The sequence below is a fragment of the Rubellimicrobium thermophilum DSM 16684 genome (assembly GCF_000442315.1).
GTDB classification, from domain to species: Bacteria; Pseudomonadota; Alphaproteobacteria; order Rhodobacterales; family Rhodobacteraceae; genus Rubellimicrobium; species Rubellimicrobium thermophilum.
On sequence record NZ_KE557320.1, the window covers coordinates 746,616 to 767,397 of the forward strand.

Sequence of the window (20,782 nt, forward strand, 5' to 3'; positions counted from 1 at the left end):
GGGACGCACGGCCAGGGTGCCTCCCGCAAGGGGTGCCTGCCGGTGGGGTCGGTCAGCCGGCGATGCGGCTGACGATCGGGGCGCGGGCCAGGAAACGGGCGCGGATGACCAGAACCCAGAGCAGGACCGCCACCGCCTGATGCGTGATGGCGACATGCAGCTGGGCCTGACTCAGCACCGCCCAGATGCCGAGGGCGATCTGCACGGCCACGGCGCCCAGCACTGCGTCGAAGGCCCGCCGCGTGGTCGCATGGGGGGATCCGCGTGCGCGCAGCCAGACCAGGACGGCCAGGATCGCCACCGCGTATCCCGTCATCCGATGGATGAACTGCACGGTGCCGGCATTCTCGAACAGGTTGCGCCAGAGGGGCGTCAGGCCCCACATGTCCGGCGGCAGGAAACCGCCCCCCATGTCCGGCCAGGTCGGAAAGGCCCGGCCGGCATCGATCCCCGCCACCAGCGCCCCCAGGACGATCTGCAGAAACAGCAGATGCATGAGCCCCGTCGCCCCGGAGAACAGCCGTCGCTCTCCCTGCCGGCGTGCGGCCAGAATCTCGGCCTGCGGGCGGGAGAGGCGCAGCACGTCCCAGGCGATCAGGCCCAGGATCACGAAGGCCAGACCCAGATGCACGGCCAGCCGGTAGGAGGCGACCGATGTCATGCCGGGCTGGAGCCCCGAATGCACCATCCACCAGCCGATCGCCCCCTGCAGGCCGATCAGCGCGCCAAGGCCCAGCAGCCGCAGCGGCCAGCCGGGCGGCAGCCGCCCCAGCGCCCAGAAGGCGAGGAACCCCGCTGCCCAGACCAGACCGATCACCCGGCCCAGGAAGCGGTGCCCCCATTCCCACCAGTAGATGAAGCGGAACTCCTCGATCGTCATGCCGCGGTTCATCAGCTCGTATTGCGGACTGGCGCGGTAGAGGTCGAATTCCCGCTGCCACTGGGCCTCGGACAGGGGGGGCAGCGTTCCGGTGACCAGGTTCCATTCGGTGATGGACAGCCCCGAATCCGTGAGCCGCGTCAGACCGCCCACGACGATCATCGCCACGACCAGGGCGAACAGGGCCGTCAGCCACATCCGGATCTGCCGGCGCGAATCGGGTCGTCCGCGGTCGATGACGCCGGCCTGCGTGGCGGGGCGGTCGCTGCTCTGCACCTCCTCGAAGATGCTGCGGGGCTTCGTGGCCATCGGGATCGGTCCTCCCTGGACGGCCGGGACCCTAGGCCTCCGGCCCGTCCCCTTCAACCCGGCCGCCCCGCCTTGCCCATCGGACCATCTGCCGCAGGATGCCGTGCAGGATCTGGACATCATGCCCCGTCAGCGGCATCCGGCTCCAGAGGTTGCGCAGCGTGGCCTTCATGCTGTCGGCGCGGTGGGGCGGCCAGAACCAGCCGGCCTGCTCCAGCCGTTCCTCGTAATGGCGGGCCAGATGCTCCATCTCCTCCGCCGTCGCCCATTCGGCGCCGGCCATGGCGATCCGCACGGGCTCGGCGGCATGGGTCGCGCGGCGCCATTCATAGGCCATGAGCAGGACGCACTGGGCCAGGTTCAGCGACGGGAAATCCGGGTTGACATCCACCGTGACGATGACATGGGCGCGGATCACGTCGTCATTGGTCAGCCCCGACCGTTCCGGTCCGAACAGCACGGCCGCCCGTCCGCCGGCCTGCACATGGGCGGCCATGTCGCGCGCGGCCTCCTCGGGGGTCATCACGACCTTGGTCATGTCGCGGGGCCGGGCGGTCGTCGCATAGACGCGGGTGCAGTCGCCCACGGCCTGCGCGACATCGGGATGAACCTGTGCCGCATCCAGCACACGCCCCGCGCCCGAGGCCATGGCCACCGCCGCAGGGTTGGGCCAGCCGTCGCGCGGGGCCACAAGGCGCATCCGCGTCAGACCGAAATTCAGCATTCCCCGCGCCGCCGCGCCGATATTCTCACCCATCTGCGGGCGCACGAGGACAAAGACGGGCGGGACGGGATCGGGCCTTTCGCTCATGCCTGTCCCGATAGCGGTCCCCTCGCCGCTTGCAAAGCCCGCAGTGGCGCGTCACAAGCCCGCCCCAGTGCGAAGGACCGCGAAAGGACCGCCGCCATGGCCGAGACCCGCGAACGCCCCCAGATCGTCCTGATCTCTCCGCCCGAGCTGGATCTGGCGGTCTTTCCGGGGATCCTGGCGCGCCTGCTCGATGCCGTGCCCGTCGCCTGCCTGCGGCTTGCGCTCTCCACCCGCGACGAGGACCGCATCGCCCGCGCCGCCGATGCCCTGCGCGAGACGGCCCATGCCCGCGACATCCCGCTGGTGATCGAAAGCCATGTGCTTCTTGCACGGCGCCTTGGCCTCGACGGGGTGCATCTGGTCGATGGCGCACGATCGGTGCGCAAGGTCCGCCGGGAGCTGGGGCGCGATGCCATCGTCGGCGCCTTCTGCGGCGCCTCGCGCCATGACGGGATGACGGCGGGCGAGCTGGGGGCCGACTACATCGCCTTCGGTCCCGCCGGGGCGACGCCGCTCGGCGACGGGCGGCAGGCGACGCATGATCTCTTCGCCTGGTGGTCCGAGATGATCGAACTGCCCGTCGTCGCCGAAGGCGCGCTGGACGAGGCGACGGTGCGCGATCTCGCCCCGGTGGCGGATTTCTTCGCCTTCGGGCCGGAAGTCTGGGAAACCCCCGATCCCGTCGCGGCCCTGCGCGCGCTGGATGCCGCACTGGGCTAGGAGGGGGGCACGGCCTCTGCGGAAAGGGCGCTGCGCACCGCGGCCTCGGCCCGTGCGGCCAGGGTCTTGCGGTCATGCCCCGCAACGGGGATCGGCGGATGGAAGGTCACCCGGACGCCGCCCTGCCGCCGTGCGGCCAGCACAGCCAGGGCATGGCTTCCGAAGGCGGCCCCTCCCCACCAGCCATAGAAGCGGGGATCCTCACCCGGAGGCGCCCGCCAGTCCAGCGTCACCGGCTGCAGGCAGAAGCCCGGCGGCAGCGCCGGATCCAGCAGCGCGGCGAACAGGGCCGGCTTGAAGGGCAGCACGCGCTGGCCGTCGGTCGATGTGCCCTCCGGGAAGAACAGCAGGACCTGCCCCGATTGCAGCTTCCGGGTCAGGGCTCGCGCCTGCGCCGCGGCCTCTCCCCGGGCCTCGCGGCGGATGAACAGGGTTCCCGTGATCCGGGCCAGAAGTCCGATTCCCGGCCAGCGCGCGACCTCGGCCTTGCTGACAAAGACCATCGGCCCCTGCGCATTGAGCGCGAAGATGTCGAGCCAGGATACATGATTCGCCACCATTGCGCCGTGGCTGCGGATCGGCTGGCCTGTCCTCTCGGCCCGCAGGCCGAGAAGGCGCAGCGCGGCGCGGCAGACAAGGACCGTCACCCAGGGCGAGACGGGCCGCCGCAGGCCGCACAGGGGCCGTTCGGGAAGCCTGATCGCGGCCTTGACCGCCACACCCGCCGTCAGCAGCAGCAGCAGCAGCAGCCCCCGCAGTGCCGCCCTCGCCCAGCCTGCGGGGCCGGGACGGGCTGGCATCATCGGCGCCTCGCCCTGCCATGTCAGGCTCATGCGGGACGTGCCCCGCCATAGATGGCCCGCTCGCGCTCTCCGATCCCCTCGGCTTCCAGCACGACGCAGACATCAATGCAGCGGAAGTCGGGGTCGTGATAGCCCCCCTCCCCGACCCGGGCCCCGAGCCGCAGATAGGCCTTGAGCAGGGGCGGCATGGCCAGGATCGCGGCCCGGCGGTCGATCGGCGCATCCGGTTCGGGGTCCATCGGCACCGGCCTGCGCGAGAGGGGCCGCATCGTCTCGGGCGCCAGCCGGTCGCGCCTGAGGCAGGCGAGCATCTCGCGCATCGCCTCGGGGCGTTCGCCGGGCAGCGAGGCCAGGCCGATCAGGATGTCGATCCTGCGGGCCTCGACGAGGGCGGCCAGACCCTGCCACAGCCGGTGCATCGCCAGGCTGCCGCGGTGTTCGGGCAGCAGGCAGACGCGCCCCACCTCCATCAGGCGCCGCCCCGAGGCGCGCAGGCGCGAGAGATCGAATTCCTCCTCGGTGGCGTATCCGCCGGCCCGTTCGGCCCCTTCCGGGTCCATCAGGCGCGCGGTGCCGATCGGCTCGGTTCCGTGCAGGACATCATAGAGCAGCAGATGATCGCAGAACCGGTCGAAGCGGTCGGCCTCGATGCCCGAGGCCGGACAGCTTTCGCCCCCGCCACGCACGCCCCCTTCCTCGACGAAGACGCGGTGGCGAAGCCGCTGGGCCGCATGTCTGTCGGCCTGCGATGCAGCCATGCGCAGCGCGAATCGGGGGATGTATTGGGTCATGGGGTCTCCTTGCGGAAATCTTGCCTCCCCGATCGGGGTGTTAACCCTTTCGCAACCAATTCCGGGCATGATGACAGCCGGGTGACGAATCACTCGGGCCCCGGTGGGTCTGTCGGTCCCGTCGCCACAAGAAGGAGGGAGATCCGCGTGCCATCGATGACCACCTTGCCGGCATCCGGCCACATGACCGTCACCAGCCGGCCTGTCACGGACTGCACCATGCCGGTGCCCCAGTCGGGTCGCCCCGGATGCGCCACGAGCATGCCCGGCGCCAGGATTCCGGTCAGGTCGCTCATCCCTCACCTCCTTGGCGGCAAAGCCTCAAATTGCCTTGCACCATGACCGAAGTCCACCTTTTCCCGGATGCCGCCTCCCGCATCCGCTCCGCGGGAGAGGATCTGTCCGCCGCGGTTGCCTCGCGCATCTGCCATGACCTGATGAATCCGCTGGGGGCCATCGCCAACGGGGTCGAGCTGATGGGTCTGGCCGGCCTTCCTCCTTCGCCGGAGACGGATCTGATCCGCGAAAGCGTGGAGAATGCCGTGGCCCGCCTGCGCTTTGTCCGCCTGGCCTACGGCACCGCACCGGAGGGGGCCCTTGTCCCGCGGTCCGAGCTGGTCTCCACCCTCCGCGCGGTTTCGCGCGCGGGGCGCCTGTCCTATGACTGGGAAGCGCCGGGCGATGTGCCGAGGGCCGAGGCGCGGGCGCTCTTCCTGCTTCTCCAGTGCTTCGAATCGGCCATGCCGATGGGCGGGCATATCCGCGTCCTGCGCGAGGGGGCACAGTGGTGGGTCCATGGCGAAGGCCCCCGGATGCGGGTGGACGAATCGCTCTGGGCGGCCCTCCTGACCCCTCATGCCCGTCCGCCGGACGGGGCCGCCCGGGTGCAGTTCGCCCTGCTGCCCCCCGCGCTGCGGGGGTTGGGACGGACCCTTGCCTTGTCGATCTCCCCGGACCGGATCGAGGCGCGGCTCTGACAGCCGGACAGGCCGGGCTTGCCCGGGTCCTTGCGGGGCCGGGATCGCGAAGGATCGCCCCCTTGCTTCCGGCGCGGTTGACGCCCGGCCTCGCCCGCGCCACGCTGCGTCCATGACGGACCACGCCACCCTCCGCCGCGTGGCCGAGGCCTATCGCCTTGCCGCCGAGGCGCATGCCGGCCAGCGCCGCAAGGGCGCCTCGCGCGAGCCCTATGTCAATCATGTGGCCGATGTCGCCGCCCGCCTGATGGAGAGCGAGGCCGCCGATGCCGACTTGCTGATCGCCGCTGTCCTGCACGACGTGGCCGAGGATACGGCAACCGGGCTGGCCGAGATCGAATCGCGCTTCGGCCCCCGGGTTGCCGGCCTCGTGGCCGAGGTGACGGACGACAGGTCCCTGCCGCGGGAAGAACGCAAGCGCCGGCAGGTTCGGGATGCGCCGCACAAGTCGCCCGGTGCCCGGCGCATCAAGCTGGCCGACAAGGCGTCCAATCTCTCGGCTCTGGCTGATTCCCCGCCCGAGGACTGGGGTCCCGGCCGCCTGCGCGGCTATCTCGACTGGGCGCGCGCAGTCGTGGCCGGTCTGCGGGGCACCGATCCCGTTCTCGAGGCCGCCTTCGACCGCGAGGCGGCACGGGCCGAGGCGGCGCTCGATGCCCGCCATCCGCGCCCGGATCGCGGGCAAGCAGAGGATACGCTGCCGGGTGGCGAGGCGCGTTAACCCTTCGATCCCCGACCGATCAAGGACTTGCGCGGCGGCCCGCAACGCGCGCTGCTGCTACCCCTTGTTAACCTTTCCAGGGGCATCCTGCGCGGGATCCAACCCGATGAGGCCCCGTGTCCCGACTGCCGCTGCTGCATGACCGCTGTCGATCCGCCGCCCCTTGCCGGGGCGGGGCGAGGTCATGGCCGCACGGTCCCGTCCCCTTCGACAAGGTATTTGAAGCTGGTGAGCTGCTCGGCTCCCACCGGTCCCCGGGCATGAAGCTTGCCGGTGGCGATGCCGATCTCGGCGCCCATGCCGAACTCTCCCCCGTCGGCGAACTGCGTGCTGGCATTGCGCATCAGGATGGCCGAATCGAGCTCGCGGAAGAAGGTTGCGGCGGTTTCGTCATTCTCGGTCAGGATCGCCTCGGTGTGACCCGATCCGTAGGTGCGGATATGGGCGATGGCGTCCTCTACCCCGTCCACCAGCCTGGCGGCGATGATCGAATCGAGGAATTCCCGGCCGAAATCATCCGGCTTTGCCTCGACGGTGCCCGGCACCTCCAGAAGCGCGCCTTCGGTGCGCACCTCGACGCCGGCGGCGATCAGATCCTCGATCAGCACGGCACCGTGCCGCTCATGGAAACCGCGGTCGATCAGCAGGCATTCGGCCGCCCCGCAGATGCCGGTGCGGCGCGTCTTGGCGTTCAGGACCACACGGCGCGCCTTGTCCGGATCGGCATCCCTGTCGGCATAGACATGGCAGATCCCTTCCAGATGGGCAAAGACCGGCACCCGGGCCTCGGCCTGCACCCGGCCGACCAGGCCCTTGCCGCCGCGGGGGACGATCACATCGATCCAGCGCGCCGCGGCCAGCATGGCGCCGACCATCGCACGGTCGCGCAAGGGAACCATCTGGATCGCGTCCTGCGGCAGATCCGCGCTCCTCAGCCCGTCCTGCAGACAGGCATGGATCGCCTGAGAGGAATGGAGCGATTCGCTCCCCCCCCGCAGGATCACGGCATTGCCGGACCACAGGCACAGGGCCCCGGCATCGGCCGTGACATTGGGCCGGCTTTCGTAGATCACCCCGATGACGCCCAGCGGCGTGGCAACCCGCCGGATCCGCAGGCCCGATGGCACGGTCCATTCCGCCAGAAGACGCCCCACCGGGTCGGGCCGGGCGGCGACGGCGCGCAGCCCTTCGGCCATCGCCCGCACCCGCCGCCCGTCGAGCTTCAGCCGGTCGAGCATCGCGCCCGACAGGCCCTTGTCCTCGGCCCGCGCCATGTCGCGGGCATTGGCCTCGAGGATCGCCTGTTCTGCCCCCTCGATGGCGTCTGCGGCGGCCATCAGGGCGGCACGCTTGCGCTCGGTTCCTGCCACCGCCAGGCTCCGGGCGGCGTCGCGCGCCTTGCGGCCCATCTCGTCCATCAGGGCGGGGATGTCGGCGTGATCCGTCATTCAGGTCACCATGTCGTCGCGGTGGATGAGCGTCGCGCGCCCCTTGTAGCCCAGGATGGCTTCGATGTCGGTGCTGCGCCGCCCGATGATCGCGCGCGCCTCATCGGCGGTGTAGCGGGTGAGGCCAAGGCCCAGCCGAGCGCCGTCGGGGGCCAGGATGGCCACCGGATCGCCCCGCCCGAATCGCCCCGAGACGGCGACGATCCCGGCGGGGAGCAGGCTCTTGCCCTCGCGCAGGGCCTGGGCGGCACCGGCATCCACCCGCAGCTCGCCCTTGGGCTTCATCGCGGCGATCCAGCGCTTGCGGGCCGTCTGCGGATCGCCCTGCGCGAGGAACCAGGTGGCCGGCGCCCCTTCCTCCAGTGCCCGCAGAGGGTTGGTCGTGGAGCCCAGCGTGATCGCCATGGCACAGCCGGCATCCGTCGCCATCCGCGCAGCCATCAGCTTTGTCACCATGCCGCCCTTGGACAGGCCCGAGACCCCCTCGCCCGCCATGGCCTCGATCTCGGGCGTGATGCGTTCGATGACATCGAAGCGCTGCGCCTGCGGATCCAGATGCGGGTTGCCGCTGTAGAATCCGTCGACATCCGACAGCAGGACCAGGACATCCGCCCCCACCGTCACGGCCACCTGCGCGGCCAGGCGGTCATTGTCGCCATAGCGAATCTCATCGGTGGCGATGGTGTCGTTCTCGTTGACGATCGGCACGACGCCAAGCGTCAGCATCGTCTGCATCGTCGCACGGGAGTTGAGGTAGCGCCGCCTGTCGGCGGAATCCTCAAGCGTGACAAGGACCTGGCCGGCAATGATGCCATGCGGCGCGAGGACTTCCTCGTAAGCCCTTGCAAGGCGGATCTGCCCGACGGCAGCAGCCGCCTGGGACTGCTCCAGCGGCAGCCCCCCCTGCGGCAGGCCGAGCACCCGTCGGCCCAGGGCGATGGATCCCGAGGAGACGAGAATCACCTGCGTCCCGCGCGCGCGGAGGCGCGCCACATCCTCGGCCAGCGAGCGCAGCCAGCTTTCGCGAAGTCCCGTGGCCCGGTCCACAAGCAGCGCCGAGCCGATCTTGACCACAAGCCGCTTCGCGGCGGCGATCTTCGGTTTCACGGTTGCCACCGCCCTGCATCCGCTTTCTGCGGCTGTTCCCCGGCACGCGAGGTCTCGATCACCGCGCGCAGCGCGCGCAGCACCTCGGTCACGCCTTCCTTCGTCGCGCCGGACATCAGCATCACCGGCCCTTGTGCCACCGACTCCAGGGCGGCCCGCTTCGCCTCGCGTTCCTGCGGCGAGAGGGCGTCGATCTTGTTGAGCGCCGTGATGCGGGGCTTTTCCGCCAGATTGCCGCCGTATCGCTCAAGCTCGCGGAGGATCACGTCATGATCGCCTGCCACATCCTCTGCGGTGCCGTCGATCAGATGGAGAAGGACCCGCGAACGCTCCACATGACCGAGGAAACGGTCGCCAAGGCCGCGACCCTCGCTGGCGCCTTCGATCAGGCCGGGGATGTCGGCGATGACGAATTCCGCCCCGTCCACGGCGACCACGCCAAGATTGGGCACCAGGGTCGTGAAGGGGTAATCGGCGATCTTCGGGCGGGCATTGGACGTTGCGGCCAGGAAGGTGCTCTTGCCCGCATTGGGCAGGCCGAGCAGCCCCGCATCGGCGATCAGCTTGAGCCGAAGCCACAGCGTGCGCTCCACGCCTTCCTGCCCGGGATTGGCTCGGCGCGGCGCGCGATTGGTGGAGGTGGCAAAGCGCATGTTGCCCCAGCCGCCATTGCCGCCTTCGGCCAGCACGACCCGCTGGCCGACCTCGGTCAGATCGGCGATGACGGTTTCCCCGTCCTCATCGAGGATCTCGGTTCCCACCGGCACGCGCAGCACGATATCCTCTCCCGAGGCACCGGTGCGCTGTCCCCCCTGTCCGGGGCGGCCGTTCTGGGCAAAGAAATGCTGCTGATAGCGGAAGTCGATCAGCGTGTTGAGGCCTGGAACGGCCTCGGCGATCACATCGCCCCCCTTGCCGCCGTCGCCCCCGTCAGGGCCGCCGAATTCGACGAATTTCTCGCGCCGGAAGGAGAGGCATCCATGGCCGCCGGCGCCCGAGCGGACATGAATGCGGGCAAGATCGAGGAACTTCATCGGCACGGCTCCGGCAGATCGGACGGGGACTGCGGGATAGCGGCTTCGCGGCCGGTTCTCAATGCCGGCCGCGGGGGGCTGTCCTCAGGCGGCGCGGACCAGAAGGCAGAGCTGCCAGGGGCCGAGACGGACTTCCCGGGCCCCTGCCTCCGGCACGACGGCCAGCAGCGGATCGACCGGCGACCATTCGCCTTCGGGCAGGCGCAGCATGGCGTCTTCCCCGCCCAGATTGGCGGCCACGAACATCTGCTCGCCCGCGCCGATGCGCAGGAACTCGACCACATCGCCGACGGCGATCACCGGCGACTGGGCGCCGATGCGCAACACGGGATGACGCCGGCGCAGCGCCACGGCCCGGCGGTAATGTTCGAGCATCGATCCCTCGACACCCTCCTGCACGGAGACGGCCAGCGGCAGATGGGCCGGCGGGACGGGCAGCCAGGGCTTGCCGGTGGTGAAGCCGCCGGTGGCATGGGTGGCGTCCCAGACCATGGGCGTCCTTGCCCCGTCGCGACCCTTGAAGTCCGGCCAGAAGGCGATGCCGTAGGGGTCCTGCAGGTCCTCGAAGGCCAGCTCGGCTTCCGGAAGACCGAGCTCCTCTCCCTGATAGAGGCAGACAGACCCCCGAAGACACATCAGGAGGGTCGTATAAGCCTTTGCTGCATCATTGGAAAGATTCCAGCGCGTTGGATGGCGCACGGTATCGTGGTTGGAATAGCTCCAGCAGGGCCAGGCATCGGGTGCGGTGCGAGCCAGACGGTCAAAGGAGGCGCAGAGATGCTGCGCGGTGGCCCGCTTCGGCTGAAGCAGCTCGAAGGGATAGCACATCTGCACCTTGTCCCCGCCGGATGTGTATTCCGCCATGATCTCGAGTCCCCGCTGGGCATCGCCCACCTCGCCCACGGCCGCGGCCCCATAGGGATTCAGCTCGGCCCGCAGGCGCGCAGGAAATCGAGATTCTCCGGCTGGTTCTTCGAGAACAGGTGAAGCTGGTGATTGTAGGGGTTGACGGACGGGGCGATCGAGTCATTGCGAAGTTCGCGCGGCAACGAAGGATTGTCGCGCAGGTATTTGTCTGCAAAGTAGAAGTTGATGGTATCCAGGCGGAAACCATCGACCCCCCGGCGCAGCCAGAACCGAACCACCTCCAGCACGGCATCCTGCACCGCAGGGCAGTGGAAGTTGAGATCGGGCTGCGAAGTCAGGAAGTTGTGCAGGTAATACTGTTCCCGTCCGGCATGCCAGGCCCAGGCGGAGCCGCCGAAGACCGAGAGCCAGTTGTTGGGCGGCGTGCCATCGGGCTTCGGATCGGCCCAGACATACCAGTCCGCCTTGGGATTGTCGCGCGAGGAGCGGCTCTCGATGAACCAGGGATGCTGATCCGAGGTGTGCGAGAGGACGAGATCGATCATGACCCGCAGACCCAGATCATGCGCCACCGCCACCATCCGGTCGAATTCGGCCAGGCTGCCGAACATCGGATCGACATCGCAATAGTCCGAGACGTCGTAGCCGAAATCCTTCATGGGCGACCGGAAGAACGGGCTGATCCAGATCGCATCCGCCCCCAGCCGGGCGATATGGGGAAGCCGCTGCGCGATCCCGGCCAGATCACCGATCCCGTCGCCTGTCGAATCCTGATAACTGCGCGGATAGATCTGATAGATCACGGCGCCACGCCACCATTCCGGATCGAAGGGGAGTGGCGTCACGCCGGGCAGAAGATCGACTGCGGGCCTGTCGGTCATGGCTGGCTTCCGGTTGGAGGTCCAGCGCCTCTTCGCAGAGCCGATGCCTTCCGTCCAGCCTGTCGAAGACCCCCTTCTTGCGGGAGGGCGGCTGCACGCCCTATGACCGGCAGGGCGCCCACGGCAGAAGTGCCGAGGTGGAGGAGGACGGATGATGGCCCATGCGGCGAACACCCTGACACTGGTCGGCGATATCGGCGGCACGAATACACGGATTGCCCTGGCCCGCGGAACGGCCGTCCTGCCCGAGACGGTGCGCCGTTATGCCAATGCCGACTTTCCCGGCCTGGAGACGGTGCTACGCCGTTTCATCGCCGATCAGGGCGATGTCGATCCGGCAGCCGCCTGCATCGCTGTCGCCGGTCCGGTGCGGGACGGCCGCGCAGCCCTGACCAATCTCGACTGGACGATCGACGAAGCGACGCTTGCCCGTGCCGCCCGCGCCGAGACGGTGGCCATCCTCAACGACCTGCAGGCCCAGGGGCATGCGCTTGGCCATATCGCCGCCGACAGGATCCGCGCGATCGTTCCGGCACCCCCGGCCCCGGATGACGCCTCCCAGCTCGTGATCGGCGTGGGAACCGGTTTCAATGCGGCCCCGGTCTTCGAGACGCCAGGGGGACGTTTCGTCCCGCCCTCGGAATCGGGCCATGTGAACCTGCCCGTGCGCGATGCCGCGGACATGCGGCTGTGCAACTGGGTCTCGACCGCGCATGGCTTTCCCGCGGTGGAGGATGTCCTCTCGGGCCGGGGTCTGGAACGGATCTATGCCTGGCTCTCCCATGAGGAAGGCGAGCCGGGGGAAGCCCGCGCCGCCGACATCATGGCCGAAGTCGCCCGCGGCGGGGACAGCCGGGCGCGGCGGGCCGCGGCCGTGATGGCCCGCTTCCTCGGCACGGTGGCCGGCAATCTTGCCCTGATCCAGCTTCCCTTCGGGGGGATCTGGCTTGTCGGCGGGGTTGCCCGCGCGCTCGCGCCCTATCTGGTCGAATTCGGTTTCGTGAACGCCTTCCGCGACAAGGGACGCTTCTCGGGTTTCATGGCCAATTTCGGCATCTCGGTCATCGAGGACGATTTCGCAGCCCTGACCGGATCGGCCGCCTATCTGGATGCGATGTTGCGCAGGAACCGGGGGCTGATCTGATCCGCTTTGCGGCCCCTCTCCCCGGCCCTCAGCCGAGCTGCGACTGGACGACATCGGTCAGCTCCTGAAGGCTGAAGGGCTTGGAGAGGAAGGCCGCCCCGGCGATCCGCTCGCGCTCTTCGCCGAAGGTCTCCTCGGCATAGCCCGAGACGAACACCACGCGGGTATCGGGCCGGGAGGCAAGAGCCTCTCGCACCCAGGTCGGGCCGTCCTTGCCCGGCATGATCACATCGGTCAGGAACAGGTCCACCTGCAGATCGGGGTCCGCCAGAAGATCCAGCGCCGCTTCGGCGCTGTCTGCCTCGATCACCGTGTGACCGGCCAGGCGCAGTGCGCGCGCAGCGAAGGCCCGCACCGGCGCCTCGTCCTCGACGATGAGGATGCGGCCCGTCCCGGCCCGCCTGGCGGTGGGTTCGGAGGCCGCCCTGCCCTGCGGCGGCGCCCCTTCATGGGCCGGGAACCACAAGGTGAAGACGGTTCCCACACCGACTTCGCTGTCCACGAAGATGAACCCGCCGCTCTGCTTGACGATTCCGTAGACCATGGAGAGACCAAGGCCCGTCCCCTCTCCCGGCTTCTTGGTGGTGTAGAAGGGCTCGAAGATCTTCGAAAGCCGCTCGGGCGGGATGCCGACGCCTTCGTCGATGACCCGGATGACAACATGATCCCCGGCCGGCACCATGGCACGATCCCGATGAAGGGGTTGATGCAGGCGGGCATTCTCCGTCTCGATGCGGATGGTGCCGCCATCGGGCATGGCATCGCGCGCATTCACGACCAGATTCATCAGCACCTGCTCGATCTGCCGACGATCGGCATGAATCGGTCGCAGATCGGGCTCATGCTCGAAGAAGAGCCGCACCCTTTCCCCCGTGAGCCGGTTCAGCAGATGGGTGATGTCGGCGACGACCTCGCGCAGATCGAGCAGCTCCGGCGTGCGGTTCTGCTTGCGTGAAAAGGCAAGAAGCTGGCTGACCAGACTCGCCGCCCGGTTCACGTTCTGCCGGATCTGCATCAGATCGCCGAAATCCGGATCCGCTTCGTCACGGCGCAGCAGAAGCAAATCACAATGACCGGAGATGGCCGTCAGCAGGTTGTTGAAGTCATGCGCCACGCCGCCCGCAAGCTGGCCGAGCGCCTGCATCTTCTGGCTCTGGATGAACTGGGCCTCGAGCTTCTTGAGCTCGCTCATATCCTGCAGAACCGCGACGAGATGGCGATCCTCGGCCGGGCCGGCCGGATGCAGCGCCACACGCAGGATGGTGTCGCGGTAACCCTCCGTGCCGTGCAGGAGCTGGGGATCAGCGGCGGAACGGCCGGCGGCCACATCCGAGACCCACTCGCTCACCGGGCGGCCGAGCCCCTCGAGCAGATCCGAAAGGCGTGTTCCCGGACCGATCGGCATGGGCAGAAGCTCTCGCGCCTCATGCGTGGCGCTCAGGATCTCCCCCGTGGAGGACAGCTTGAGCAGCGGCACGGGCAACTCCTCGACCGCCTCCCATCCGGCAGCCGAGGCCGGAGAATTCTCGACCGCATCGGCAGGCAGGAGATAGATTTCCTTCCTCCCCCCGGTATTGAGCAGCTTGACGACCAGGAAATGCGCCAGCCCGCCCGCCGTCCTGACGGCGTGGATGCGCCCGGAAGACGGATTCGCCCCATCGAAGAGATGATCGAGATGGCGCGGCCGGCCGCCGAAGAGACGCCGCGCGGCCTCGTTGACGAAGAGGATCGTTCCCGCAGGGCCGGCCGTCAGCATCGGGATGCTGAGCGCATCGGCCGCCCGGCCCGTCCCCCCGCGATCCCCCAGATCCTCGATCCGCCAGAGGAAGGTCAGATCGCCCATCGCATGCACCGAAAGCCGCAGATGACCGCGCCGCGTCACCACATCTTCCCGCGACAGGCCCTTTTCCCGTGCAGCGGCCTGAAGGCGCCAGACAAGGGCGGCCGGATTCGCGAACTGCCCGGCAAGGGCCGCCGCCACGGTCGCCGGCCGCACCCGGCCCGCCGTCGCCGCAGGATTGGCGTGGATGACCTCCCCCAAGGCGTCGGTGACCAGGCAGGGGATGCTGTCACCCTCCACGAAACGGGCAAGAGTCTTGCGCGTGAGGCGCAGACGCAGTGCACGGAGCATCGAGCCAAGGCTCTGGATGGCCGCGGCCGTGAACAAGGCCGCCCCCGTCAGCAGAAAACCCTGCCGGAGCCAGGCCGAGGCCGGCAGCGCCGCCGCCGACAGCGCAAGCAGGCCGAAGACCAGAAGAGCCAGCTGTGTCTGTGGAATGCCGCGAGGAGGCGGCAGCGCCCCCGTGGCCCAGGCCGGATCGAGCCCGCCCCCCTCCACCACAGGCGGGCGGGAGCCTGTCGCACCACCGGGTGCGGAAGTCGCATCCACGGCAATTCGTCCGGTTTGCGGCACGCTCGTGATTCCCATGCAATTCGCCTGGGGGACATCTGAGCGTAAAATCCTTAATAAAGCGTGAATCACGCCAGATCAGAGACAGATCGAGGCGAGATCAACCCTGGGTTGTTGCGGATCCGCTGCAGGATCGCCTGGAAAAATCCGTCATGATGCGCGTCCGGGCGCAGATCGAGCCTGTCGCGCACCGACCAGCCCGGATGACGCGCCAGAAAGGCGGCAACCCGTTCGTCCCCCTCTTCCTGCAGGATGGAACAGGTGGCAAAGGCAAGGATCCCCCCCCTCGGCCACGAGATCCGCAGCCTGATGGAGCAGGTCGTCCTGCAGGGCGGTCAGGGCGGACAGGCGCTCCTCGGACAGGCGCCATTTGGCTTCGGGCGTGCGGCGCCATGTCCCCGATCCCGAGCAGGGCGCATCGACAAGCACCAGATCATAGGGCGCAGCCGCCGCAGGATCCGCACAGGGCCGGACCGCGAGGCCGGCGCGCGCGGCCCTCGCCGGCAGATCCGCCATCCGCCCCGGATCGATGTCATGGGCATGAAGATGCAGCCGGGCACGCGCACCCATCGCCAGGGTCTTGCCGCCGCCGCCGGCACAGAGATCGAGAACCCGCATCCCGTCGTGCAGCGGCAGGCGCAGCACGGCCTCCTGCGAGGAGGCGTCCTGCAGCTCCACGAGGCCGCTGCGATAGGCCTCCGACCGGTCCACTCGGCGCGCGCCCGAAACCACGATCAGCGCCGTCGGCACGGTGGGGTGCGGCTCGGTGCCGATGTCGTCGCGGCGAAGGGCCGCGCGCGCCTGATCCCGTGTCCCGCGCCGGCTGTTGACGCGCAGGAAGACGGGCGCCCGATGGCGGAGGCTCTCGCAGACGGCGTCCGTTGCGGGGCCAAGACTGCGCTCGAACCGGGGCAGGAGCCAGTCCGGAAGATCGAGCCGCACCGCGCGGGGGGCCGCGGCCAGAGGCAGGCCCTCCTCGCCGGGGGCGGGCGGCGGGAGGGCATGGCCCATGCCCGTCATGAGGGGGCGGGGATCGGTCCCCTCGATCCGCAGCAGGCCGAGGACAAGGCCCCGTCCGGTCTCGCTGCCGCCGACCCAGGCGGCCGAGCGGCGCCGGCGCAGCGCGGAATAGACGATGTCCCGCACGGCGGCCCTGTCGCCCGAACCGGCATGGCGGGACATCCGTGCCCAGCGCGTCAGGACGCGCTCTGCCGGTTCTCCGGCCAGGATGCGGTCCAGCAGATCGGCAGAGGCGGCAAGCCGGGCGGCAGGTGTCATGGCCCCGAGGGATCGCAGCATCGAGACGGCGATGTCCAGACCCCCGGACAGGACGGCGGACAGCACCGGGCTGTGCCCGCCCTTGACCGGGCGGCGACGCTCCGACAGGAGCGCCGGAGGCACAAGCGCCGGGGCGGCGGGATCGGGGACCATGAGACGTGGGGGCAGGCAACAGGACCGGTCATCCGGGGGACGATCCGCCGCATCGGCTGCCATGCCGGCGGTCGCCCGGCCGGATCCGGTCACGCCGGAGCCGCTGGGCATCTTCCTGGTGACGCCGCCGGGCCTCGAGAAGCCCCTTGCGGAGGAGGCGGCCGCCCTGGGGTTTCGCGGGATCGCCATGGCCAGCGGGGGGGTGACCCTCGCCGGCGGCTGGCCGGAGGTGTGGCGCGCCAATCTCGAGCTGGCGGGGGGCGAGCCGGGTTCTGGTGCGCGTGGCGACCTTCCGTGCGCCGCATCTGGCCGTGCTCGACCGACGAGCCCGGCAGGTGCCCTGGCGCGCGCTGCTGCACAGGGGACAGGCCGTGACCGTGGAGGCAAGCTGCCGCGCCTCGCGCATCTATCACGAAGGCGCGGCCGCGCAGCGCGTCGAGGAGGCCATCCGCGCCTCGCTGGGGCCAGCCGAGACGGAAGAACCGGTGCGTGTTCTCGTGCGGATCGTGGAGGATCTGTGCCAGATCAGCCTCGACAGTTCGGGCGAGCTGCTGCACCGGCGCGGGCAGAAGGGGGCCGTCGCCCGGGCCCCCCTGCGCGAGACGCTGGCCGCCCTGTTCCTGCGCGAATGCGGCTTTCGCGGGGATGAACCGGTTCTCGATCCGATGTGCGGATCGGGCACCTTCGTCATCGAGGCAGCCGGGATCGCGGCGGGGCTCCAGCCCGGCCGCCTGCGGCGCTTTGCCTTCGAGCGTTTCGCCGGCTTCGATCCGGCGGCCTTCGCGGCCCTGCGGCGCGAGGCCGTCCTGCCTGACCTGCCCTTCCGCTTCATCGGCTGCGACCGCGATGCGGGCGCCGTCGCGGCCAGCCGGGCGAATGCGGAACGGGCGGGCGTGGCGCCGCTGACCGGGTTCCGCTGCCAGCCCGTTTCGGCGCTCGAACGGCCCGAAGGGCCGCCCGGCCTTGTGATCGTCAATCCGCCCTATGGCACGCGGATCGGCGACAAGGGAGCGCTGAGGGCGCTCCATGGGGCGCTGGGCGCTGTTCTGCGGGAGCGTTTTGCCGGCTGGCGGGTGGGGATCGTGACCGCCGAGCCCTCTCTGGCCCGTGCCACGGGCCTGCCCTTTGCCGAACCGGGTCCGCCTGTGGACCATGGCGGGTTGCGCGTGCGCCTGTGGCAGACGGGACCGCTGCGCTGAAGCCGGCCATTGCCGCCGGGATGGCGGGCGCCTTCGCGGTCCGTCCCTGTCGCGTCGGCCGTTGCGGGCCTACCAGCGCTGATGCACATGCGGGGCGATCAGCCGGTGATAGAGATCGCGCGCGGCCTCCATCACCTCTGGCGGCAACGGGGGCAGATGTCCGCTTTCGGCATTGGAGCGCGCCTGATCCGCGTTGCGGGCGCCGGGGATGACGACCGACACGGCCTCTTCCATCAGGCACCAGCGCAGCGCCGCCTGCGCCATGGGCAGATGCGCCGGCAGGATGCGCCGCAGCGCCTCCACTGCCTCCAGCGCCACCTCATAGGGCACGCCGGAGAAGGTCTCGCCCACATCGAAGGCCTCTCCATGGCGGTTGAAGGCACGATGATCGTCCGGGGCAAAGCGGCTGTCGGGACCGAATTTCCCGGTCAGAAGACCGCTGGCCAGCGGCACCCGGGCGATGACGGCCACCTGCTTCTGCGCGGCCCGCGGCAGGAACAGCTCGGCCGGGCGCTGGCGGAACAGGTTCCAGATGATCTGGACCGAGACGACGCCCGGAAACTCGATGGCCTTGAGCCCCTCCTCGACCTTCTCCACCGAGACGCCATAATGGCGGATACGTCCTTCGGCCACGAAGCGGTCCAGCGCCTCGAAGACCTCCGGCCGGTAATAGACCGTCGTGGGCGGGCAATGGAGCTGCACGAGATCCAGCGTCTCCATCCCGAGATTGTCGCGGCTGCGGTCGATGAAGGCTCCGAGAGCTTCGGCGGTGTAGCCTTCGGCGACATGGGGATCGAGCCGCCGCCCCGCCTTGGTCGCCACGACGGGCCGGCCCTGCCCCGGTTCAGCGGCGAGAAGGCCCCTCTCCTGCAGGACGGCGCGGATGATCCGCTCGGACCGTCCATCGCCATAGACATCGGCCGTATCGATGAAATCCGTCCCGGCATCCAGCGCGGCATGCAGCGCGGCGCGGGCATCGGCCTCGGCAACAGGCCCCCAGGAGCCGCCGATCGCCCAGGCGCCGAAGCCTACCGCGCCGACCTCCCATCCCGTCCGTCCGAATCGCCGCTTCAGCATGATCCCTCCTTCATCTCTGTCCTGATCCCTGTCCCGACGCGGCGGCCGCCGCAGGGCCCCGTCCCCGCGGACCCCCGGCTTGCCAATCTCCGGCGGCCGGGGCCAGATGCGCCCATGCGCGCCTTTGTAGCCATCGCCATCCCCGATCCGGTCGTCCATGCGCTCGAGACGGTGCAGCAGGCGCTGCCCGTGGGACGCGCCGTCGATCCCGACCAGCTTCATCTGACGCTGGCCTTCCTGGGGGAGCAACCCCTTGAACGACTGGAGGCGGCGCATGAGGCTCTCGAGGAGATCGCCCTGCCGGCCTTCGAGCTGCGCCTGCGGGGTCTCGGCCTGTTCGACGAGCACCGCCGCCCGGCGACCCTCTGGGCGGGTGTGGCCGATGACGGTGCCCTGCGCGGCCTGCGCGCACGTGTGCTGGGGGCCCTGCATGCGGCGGGGCTGTCGCTTGAAAGGCGGCGCTTCCGACCCCATGTCACCCTCGCGCGCCTTTCGGCCCTCTCTGCGGTCGAGGAGGAGAGGCTGGCGCAGTTCCTCGGGCGCTGGGAGAGCTTTCCCTCTCCGCCCTTCACCGTGCGCGGCTTCGGCCTCTGGCGATCCACGCTCCGCCCCTCGGGCGCGATCCATGAGGAACTGGCCCATTATCCGCTTGTCTGACCGCAAGACGCTTGCACCGGCCAGCGGGGGCGGCAATCCCTGTCGGTCAGGAACGCAGGACGGACCATGTCGCTTCTCACCCTCGGTCTGACGCTCTATTTCGTCGCCGTCGCGGCCTATATCGTCTCCGAGAACCGGCGCCCGCAATCGGCCTTCGCCTGGCTGTTCCTGTTCCTCACCCTGCCCTTCGGCGGTCTGGTCATCTACATCCTGTTCGGCCGACAGCGGGGTGGTGTGGGCCGCACGCGCAAGCTGGTGCGCCAGAACCTGCCCGGCCATCTCGATTCCACCCTCCGCCCCCAGCAGGAGGAGCATGAGACGGCCATGCGCGTCCTCGAGGCCGGCCCGACGCCGGCCCGTCGCATCGCCTCGCTCGTCCATGTTACGACCGGATCGCCGGTCACGATCGCCAACGATGTCGAGGTGCTTCAGGATGCGGAGGGAAAGTATCCCCGGCTTCTTGAGGACATCAAGGCGGCGCGCCGCTCGATCCACCTGCAGTATTACATCTGGCGCCCGGATGCCCTGGGGGAACGGCTGCGGGCGATCCTGGCGGCCAAGGTTGCCGAAGGGGTGGATGTCCGCATCATCTATGATCCGGTGGGATCCTTCGGGTTGCGCATGGCGATTTATGTCCGCCGGATGCGCCGTGCAGGCATCCGCATGGTGCCCTCCTCGCCGCTGTGGCGCGTGCACACGATCTCCTATCGCAATCATCGCAAGATCGCCGTGATCGACGGGCGGATCGGCTATACCGGCGGGCTCAATATCGGCGAGGAGCATCTGCGCCCCGGCGGCGGCTGGCGGGCCTGGCGCGACACCCATCTGCGCCTGACCGGTTCGGCCGTCCGCATGCTTCAGGCCGTCTTCGCGGTGGACTGGTCCAACGCCTCGGGCGAGCCGCTGCTCGGCCCCGAGCATTTCCCCCCCCTCGAGGAGCCGGCCAGGGCATCCTGCCGCCAGCCCGTCCAGCTTGTCGTGTCGGGGCCGGACAGCGAATGGCGTGCGCTGCGTCAGCAGTATTTCGCCATGATCACGGCCGCCCGCCATCGCGTGCGCATCCAGACGCCCTATTTCATCCTGGAGGATTCGCTGGCCGAGGCGCTCAAGATCGCGGCCATGTCGGGTCTTGATGTGTCGGTGATGGTGGCTGACGGGGGGCCGGATCAGCGGGTGGTCTATTGGGCAGCGCATACCTATCTGGCCGAGATCGCCAGCGCGGGGGTCGAGGTCCTGCTCCACCGCGGCGGCTTCCTCCACGCCAAGACCGTGGTAACGGATGGCGAGGTCGCTTCCGTCGGCTCGGGCAACTGGGACATCCGTTCCTTCTCGATCAATTACGAGCTGAATGCCGTCATCTACGATCCCGCGATCGCCGCGCGGATCGAAGCCGCCTATGACAGGGACCGCGCGAATTGCCGCCGGTTCGATGCCGAACGCTACCGCGCCGGGCCGCCCCTGCCGCGCTTTCGTGATTCGCTGGCGCGGCTGGTCTCTCCGCTGCTCTGAGGTCGC

The 20,782-nt window shown here is 69.4% G+C and carries 17 protein-coding genes and 3 pseudogenes; 8 read left to right on the top strand and 12 right to left on the bottom strand.

Annotated elements, in window-relative coordinates; translation table 11 throughout:
* Positions 1-52 precede the first annotated feature (52 nt).
* Together ctaA and RUTHE_RS04580 are read right to left on the bottom strand one after the other, a co-directional pair.
* Positions 53-1,189, bottom strand: coding sequence for a heme A synthase (ctaA, locus tag RUTHE_RS04575; protein WP_021097127.1), 1,137 nt, complete (start codon positions 1,187-1,189; stop codon positions 53-55).
* 31 nt (positions 1,190-1,220) lie between these two features.
* A complete protein-coding gene (locus RUTHE_RS04580) occupies positions 1,221-2,000 on the bottom strand; it encodes an RNA methyltransferase (protein WP_021097128.1) in 780 nt (259 codons plus the stop codon).
* Positions 2,001-2,096: 96 nt separating this feature from the next.
* Here RUTHE_RS04580 and RUTHE_RS04585 point away from each other — a divergent pair, with 96 nt between their 5' ends.
* On the top strand, positions 2,097-2,720 hold the full coding sequence (locus tag RUTHE_RS04585; RefSeq protein ID WP_021097129.1) for a thiamine phosphate synthase: 624 nt from the start codon (positions 2,097-2,099) through the stop codon (positions 2,718-2,720).
* Here the strand turns inward: RUTHE_RS04585 and olsA are convergent.
* From olsA to RUTHE_RS04600, 3 genes are all read right to left on the bottom strand, one after another.
* Positions 2,717-3,553, bottom strand: a complete 837-nt coding sequence (olsA, locus tag RUTHE_RS04590) for a lyso-ornithine lipid O-acyltransferase (RefSeq protein ID WP_021097130.1) — start codon at positions 3,551-3,553, stop codon at positions 2,717-2,719. The genes RUTHE_RS04585 and olsA overlap by 4 nt on opposite strands.
* Positions 3,550-4,314 carry a GNAT family N-acetyltransferase gene (locus tag RUTHE_RS04595; protein WP_021097131.1) on the bottom strand — a complete coding sequence of 255 codons (765 nt, stop codon included), beginning with the start codon at positions 4,312-4,314 and terminating at the stop codon, positions 3,550-3,552. Before RUTHE_RS04595 ends, olsA begins: the two co-directional genes overlap by 4 nt.
* 89 nt (positions 4,315-4,403) lie before the next feature.
* Complete coding sequence (locus RUTHE_RS04600; protein ID WP_021097132.1) at positions 4,404-4,610, bottom strand: DUF3553 domain-containing protein; 207 nt, start codon at positions 4,608-4,610, stop codon at positions 4,404-4,406.
* Between the two features lie 42 nt (positions 4,611-4,652).
* On the opposite strand from RUTHE_RS04600, the gene RUTHE_RS04605 reads away from it, so the two are divergent.
* Positions 4,653-5,291 (top strand): histidine phosphotransferase family protein, encoded by a 639-nt coding sequence (locus tag RUTHE_RS04605; protein WP_021097133.1) that lies wholly within the window; start codon positions 4,653-4,655, stop codon positions 5,289-5,291.
* A gap of 112 nt (positions 5,292-5,403) precedes the next feature.
* A complete protein-coding gene (locus RUTHE_RS04610) occupies positions 5,404-6,012 on the top strand; it encodes an HD domain-containing protein (protein ID WP_021097134.1) in 609 nt (202 codons plus the stop codon).
* 182 nt (positions 6,013-6,194) lie between these two features.
* Here RUTHE_RS04610 and RUTHE_RS04615 read toward each other — a convergent pair whose 3' ends face one another.
* From RUTHE_RS04615 to RUTHE_RS04630, 4 genes and pseudogenes are all read right to left on the bottom strand, one after another.
* A complete protein-coding gene (locus RUTHE_RS04615) occupies positions 6,195-7,460 on the bottom strand; it encodes a glutamate-5-semialdehyde dehydrogenase (protein ID WP_021097135.1) in 1,266 nt (421 codons plus the stop codon).
* Positions 7,461-8,555: a glutamate 5-kinase gene (gene proB / locus RUTHE_RS04620; protein ID WP_144079633.1), complete on the bottom strand. Its 1,095-nt coding sequence runs from the start codon at positions 8,553-8,555 to the stop codon at positions 7,461-7,463. It abuts the gene before it with no gap.
* An 8-nt stretch (positions 8,556-8,563) separates the two neighbouring features.
* On the bottom strand, positions 8,564-9,601 hold the full coding sequence (gene obgE / locus RUTHE_RS04625) for a GTPase ObgE (RefSeq protein ID WP_021097137.1): 1,038 nt from the start codon (positions 9,599-9,601) through the stop codon (positions 8,564-8,566).
* An 84-nt stretch (positions 9,602-9,685) separates the two neighbouring features.
* Positions 9,686-11,349, bottom strand: a pseudogene (locus tag RUTHE_RS04630) (alpha-amylase family glycosyl hydrolase).
* Positions 11,350-11,503: 154 nt separating this feature from the next.
* Here RUTHE_RS04630 and RUTHE_RS04635 point away from each other — a divergent pair.
* Positions 11,504-12,493, top strand: coding sequence for a glucokinase (locus tag RUTHE_RS04635; RefSeq protein WP_040645299.1), 990 nt, complete (start codon positions 11,504-11,506; stop codon positions 12,491-12,493).
* Positions 12,494-12,521: 28 nt separating this feature from the next.
* Here RUTHE_RS04635 and RUTHE_RS04640 read toward each other — a convergent pair whose 3' ends face one another.
* Positions 12,522-14,921 carry an ATP-binding protein gene (locus RUTHE_RS04640; RefSeq protein WP_021097141.1) on the bottom strand — a complete coding sequence of 800 codons (2,400 nt, stop codon included), beginning with the start codon at positions 14,919-14,921 and terminating at the stop codon, positions 12,522-12,524.
* A 50-nt stretch (positions 14,922-14,971) separates the two neighbouring features.
* Positions 14,972-16,181, bottom strand: a pseudogene (locus RUTHE_RS04645) (RsmB/NOP family class I SAM-dependent RNA methyltransferase).
* Between the two features lie 214 nt (positions 16,182-16,395).
* Here RUTHE_RS04645 and RUTHE_RS18565 point away from each other — a divergent pair.
* Positions 16,396-16,527: pseudogene (locus RUTHE_RS18565) on the top strand (hypothetical protein); the annotation flags it as partial.
* An 88-nt stretch (positions 16,528-16,615) separates the two neighbouring features.
* Entirely contained in the window at positions 16,616-17,533 is a 918-nt protein-coding gene (locus tag RUTHE_RS04650; protein ID WP_425413919.1) for a THUMP domain-containing class I SAM-dependent RNA methyltransferase, read from the top strand.
* 69 nt (positions 17,534-17,602) lie between these two features.
* Here the strand turns inward: RUTHE_RS04650 and RUTHE_RS04655 are convergent, their stop codons facing one another.
* Positions 17,603-18,610, bottom strand: coding sequence for an aldo/keto reductase (locus tag RUTHE_RS04655; RefSeq protein ID WP_021097144.1), 1,008 nt, complete (start codon positions 18,608-18,610; stop codon positions 17,603-17,605).
* Positions 18,611-18,724: 114 nt separating this feature from the next.
* Between RUTHE_RS04655 and thpR the strand changes: the two genes are divergently transcribed.
* Positions 18,725-19,267: an RNA 2',3'-cyclic phosphodiesterase gene (gene thpR / locus RUTHE_RS04660; RefSeq protein ID WP_021097145.1), complete on the top strand. Its 543-nt coding sequence runs from the start codon at positions 18,725-18,727 to the stop codon at positions 19,265-19,267.
* A gap of 66 nt (positions 19,268-19,333) precedes the next feature.
* On the top strand, positions 19,334-20,776 hold the full coding sequence (gene cls, locus RUTHE_RS04665; protein ID WP_021097146.1) for a cardiolipin synthase: 1,443 nt from the start codon (positions 19,334-19,336) through the stop codon (positions 20,774-20,776).
* The last annotated feature ends 6 nt before the right edge of the window (positions 20,777-20,782 follow it).

Bases quoted from the DNA above. Each gene is read 5' to 3' on its own strand.
- ctaA (WP_021097127.1), bottom strand. From the start codon at position 1,189: ATGGCCACGAAGCCCCGCAGCATCTTCGAGGAGGTGCAGAGCAGCGAC.
- olsA (WP_021097130.1), bottom strand. From the start codon at position 3,553: ATGAGCCTGACATGGCAGGGCGAGGCGCCGATGATGCCAGCCCGTCCC.
- RUTHE_RS04595 (WP_021097131.1), bottom strand. From the start codon at position 4,314: ATGACCCAATACATCCCCCGATTCGCGCTGCGCATGGCTGCATCGCAG.
- RUTHE_RS04655 (WP_021097144.1), bottom strand. From the start codon at position 18,610: ATGCTGAAGCGGCGATTCGGACGGACGGGATGGGAGGTCGGCGCGGTA.
- RUTHE_RS04585 (WP_021097129.1), top strand. From the start codon at position 2,097: ATGGCCGAGACCCGCGAACGCCCCCAGATCGTCCTGATCTCTCCGCCC.
- cls (WP_021097146.1), top strand. From the start codon at position 19,334: ATGTCGCTTCTCACCCTCGGTCTGACGCTCTATTTCGTCGCCGTCGCG.
- RUTHE_RS04605 (WP_021097133.1), top strand. From the start codon at position 4,653: ATGACCGAAGTCCACCTTTTCCCGGATGCCGCCTCCCGCATCCGCTCC.
- RUTHE_RS04580 (WP_021097128.1), bottom strand. From the start codon at position 2,000: ATGAGCGAAAGGCCCGATCCCGTCCCGCCCGTCTTTGTCCTCGTGCGC.
- obgE (WP_021097137.1), bottom strand. From the start codon at position 9,601: ATGAAGTTCCTCGATCTTGCCCGCATTCATGTCCGCTCGGGCGCCGGC.
- RUTHE_RS04635 (WP_040645299.1), top strand. From the start codon at position 11,504: ATGGCCCATGCGGCGAACACCCTGACACTGGTCGGCGATATCGGCGGC.
- RUTHE_RS04610 (WP_021097134.1), top strand. From the start codon at position 5,404: ATGACGGACCACGCCACCCTCCGCCGCGTGGCCGAGGCCTATCGCCTT.
- RUTHE_RS04615 (WP_021097135.1), bottom strand. From the start codon at position 7,460: ATGACGGATCACGCCGACATCCCCGCCCTGATGGACGAGATGGGCCGC.
- RUTHE_RS04600 (WP_021097132.1), bottom strand. From the start codon at position 4,610: ATGAGCGACCTGACCGGAATCCTGGCGCCGGGCATGCTCGTGGCGCAT.
- RUTHE_RS04640 (WP_021097141.1), bottom strand. From the start codon at position 14,921: ATGGGAATCACGAGCGTGCCGCAAACCGGACGAATTGCCGTGGATGCG.
- thpR (WP_021097145.1), top strand. From the start codon at position 18,725: ATGCGCGCCTTTGTAGCCATCGCCATCCCCGATCCGGTCGTCCATGCG.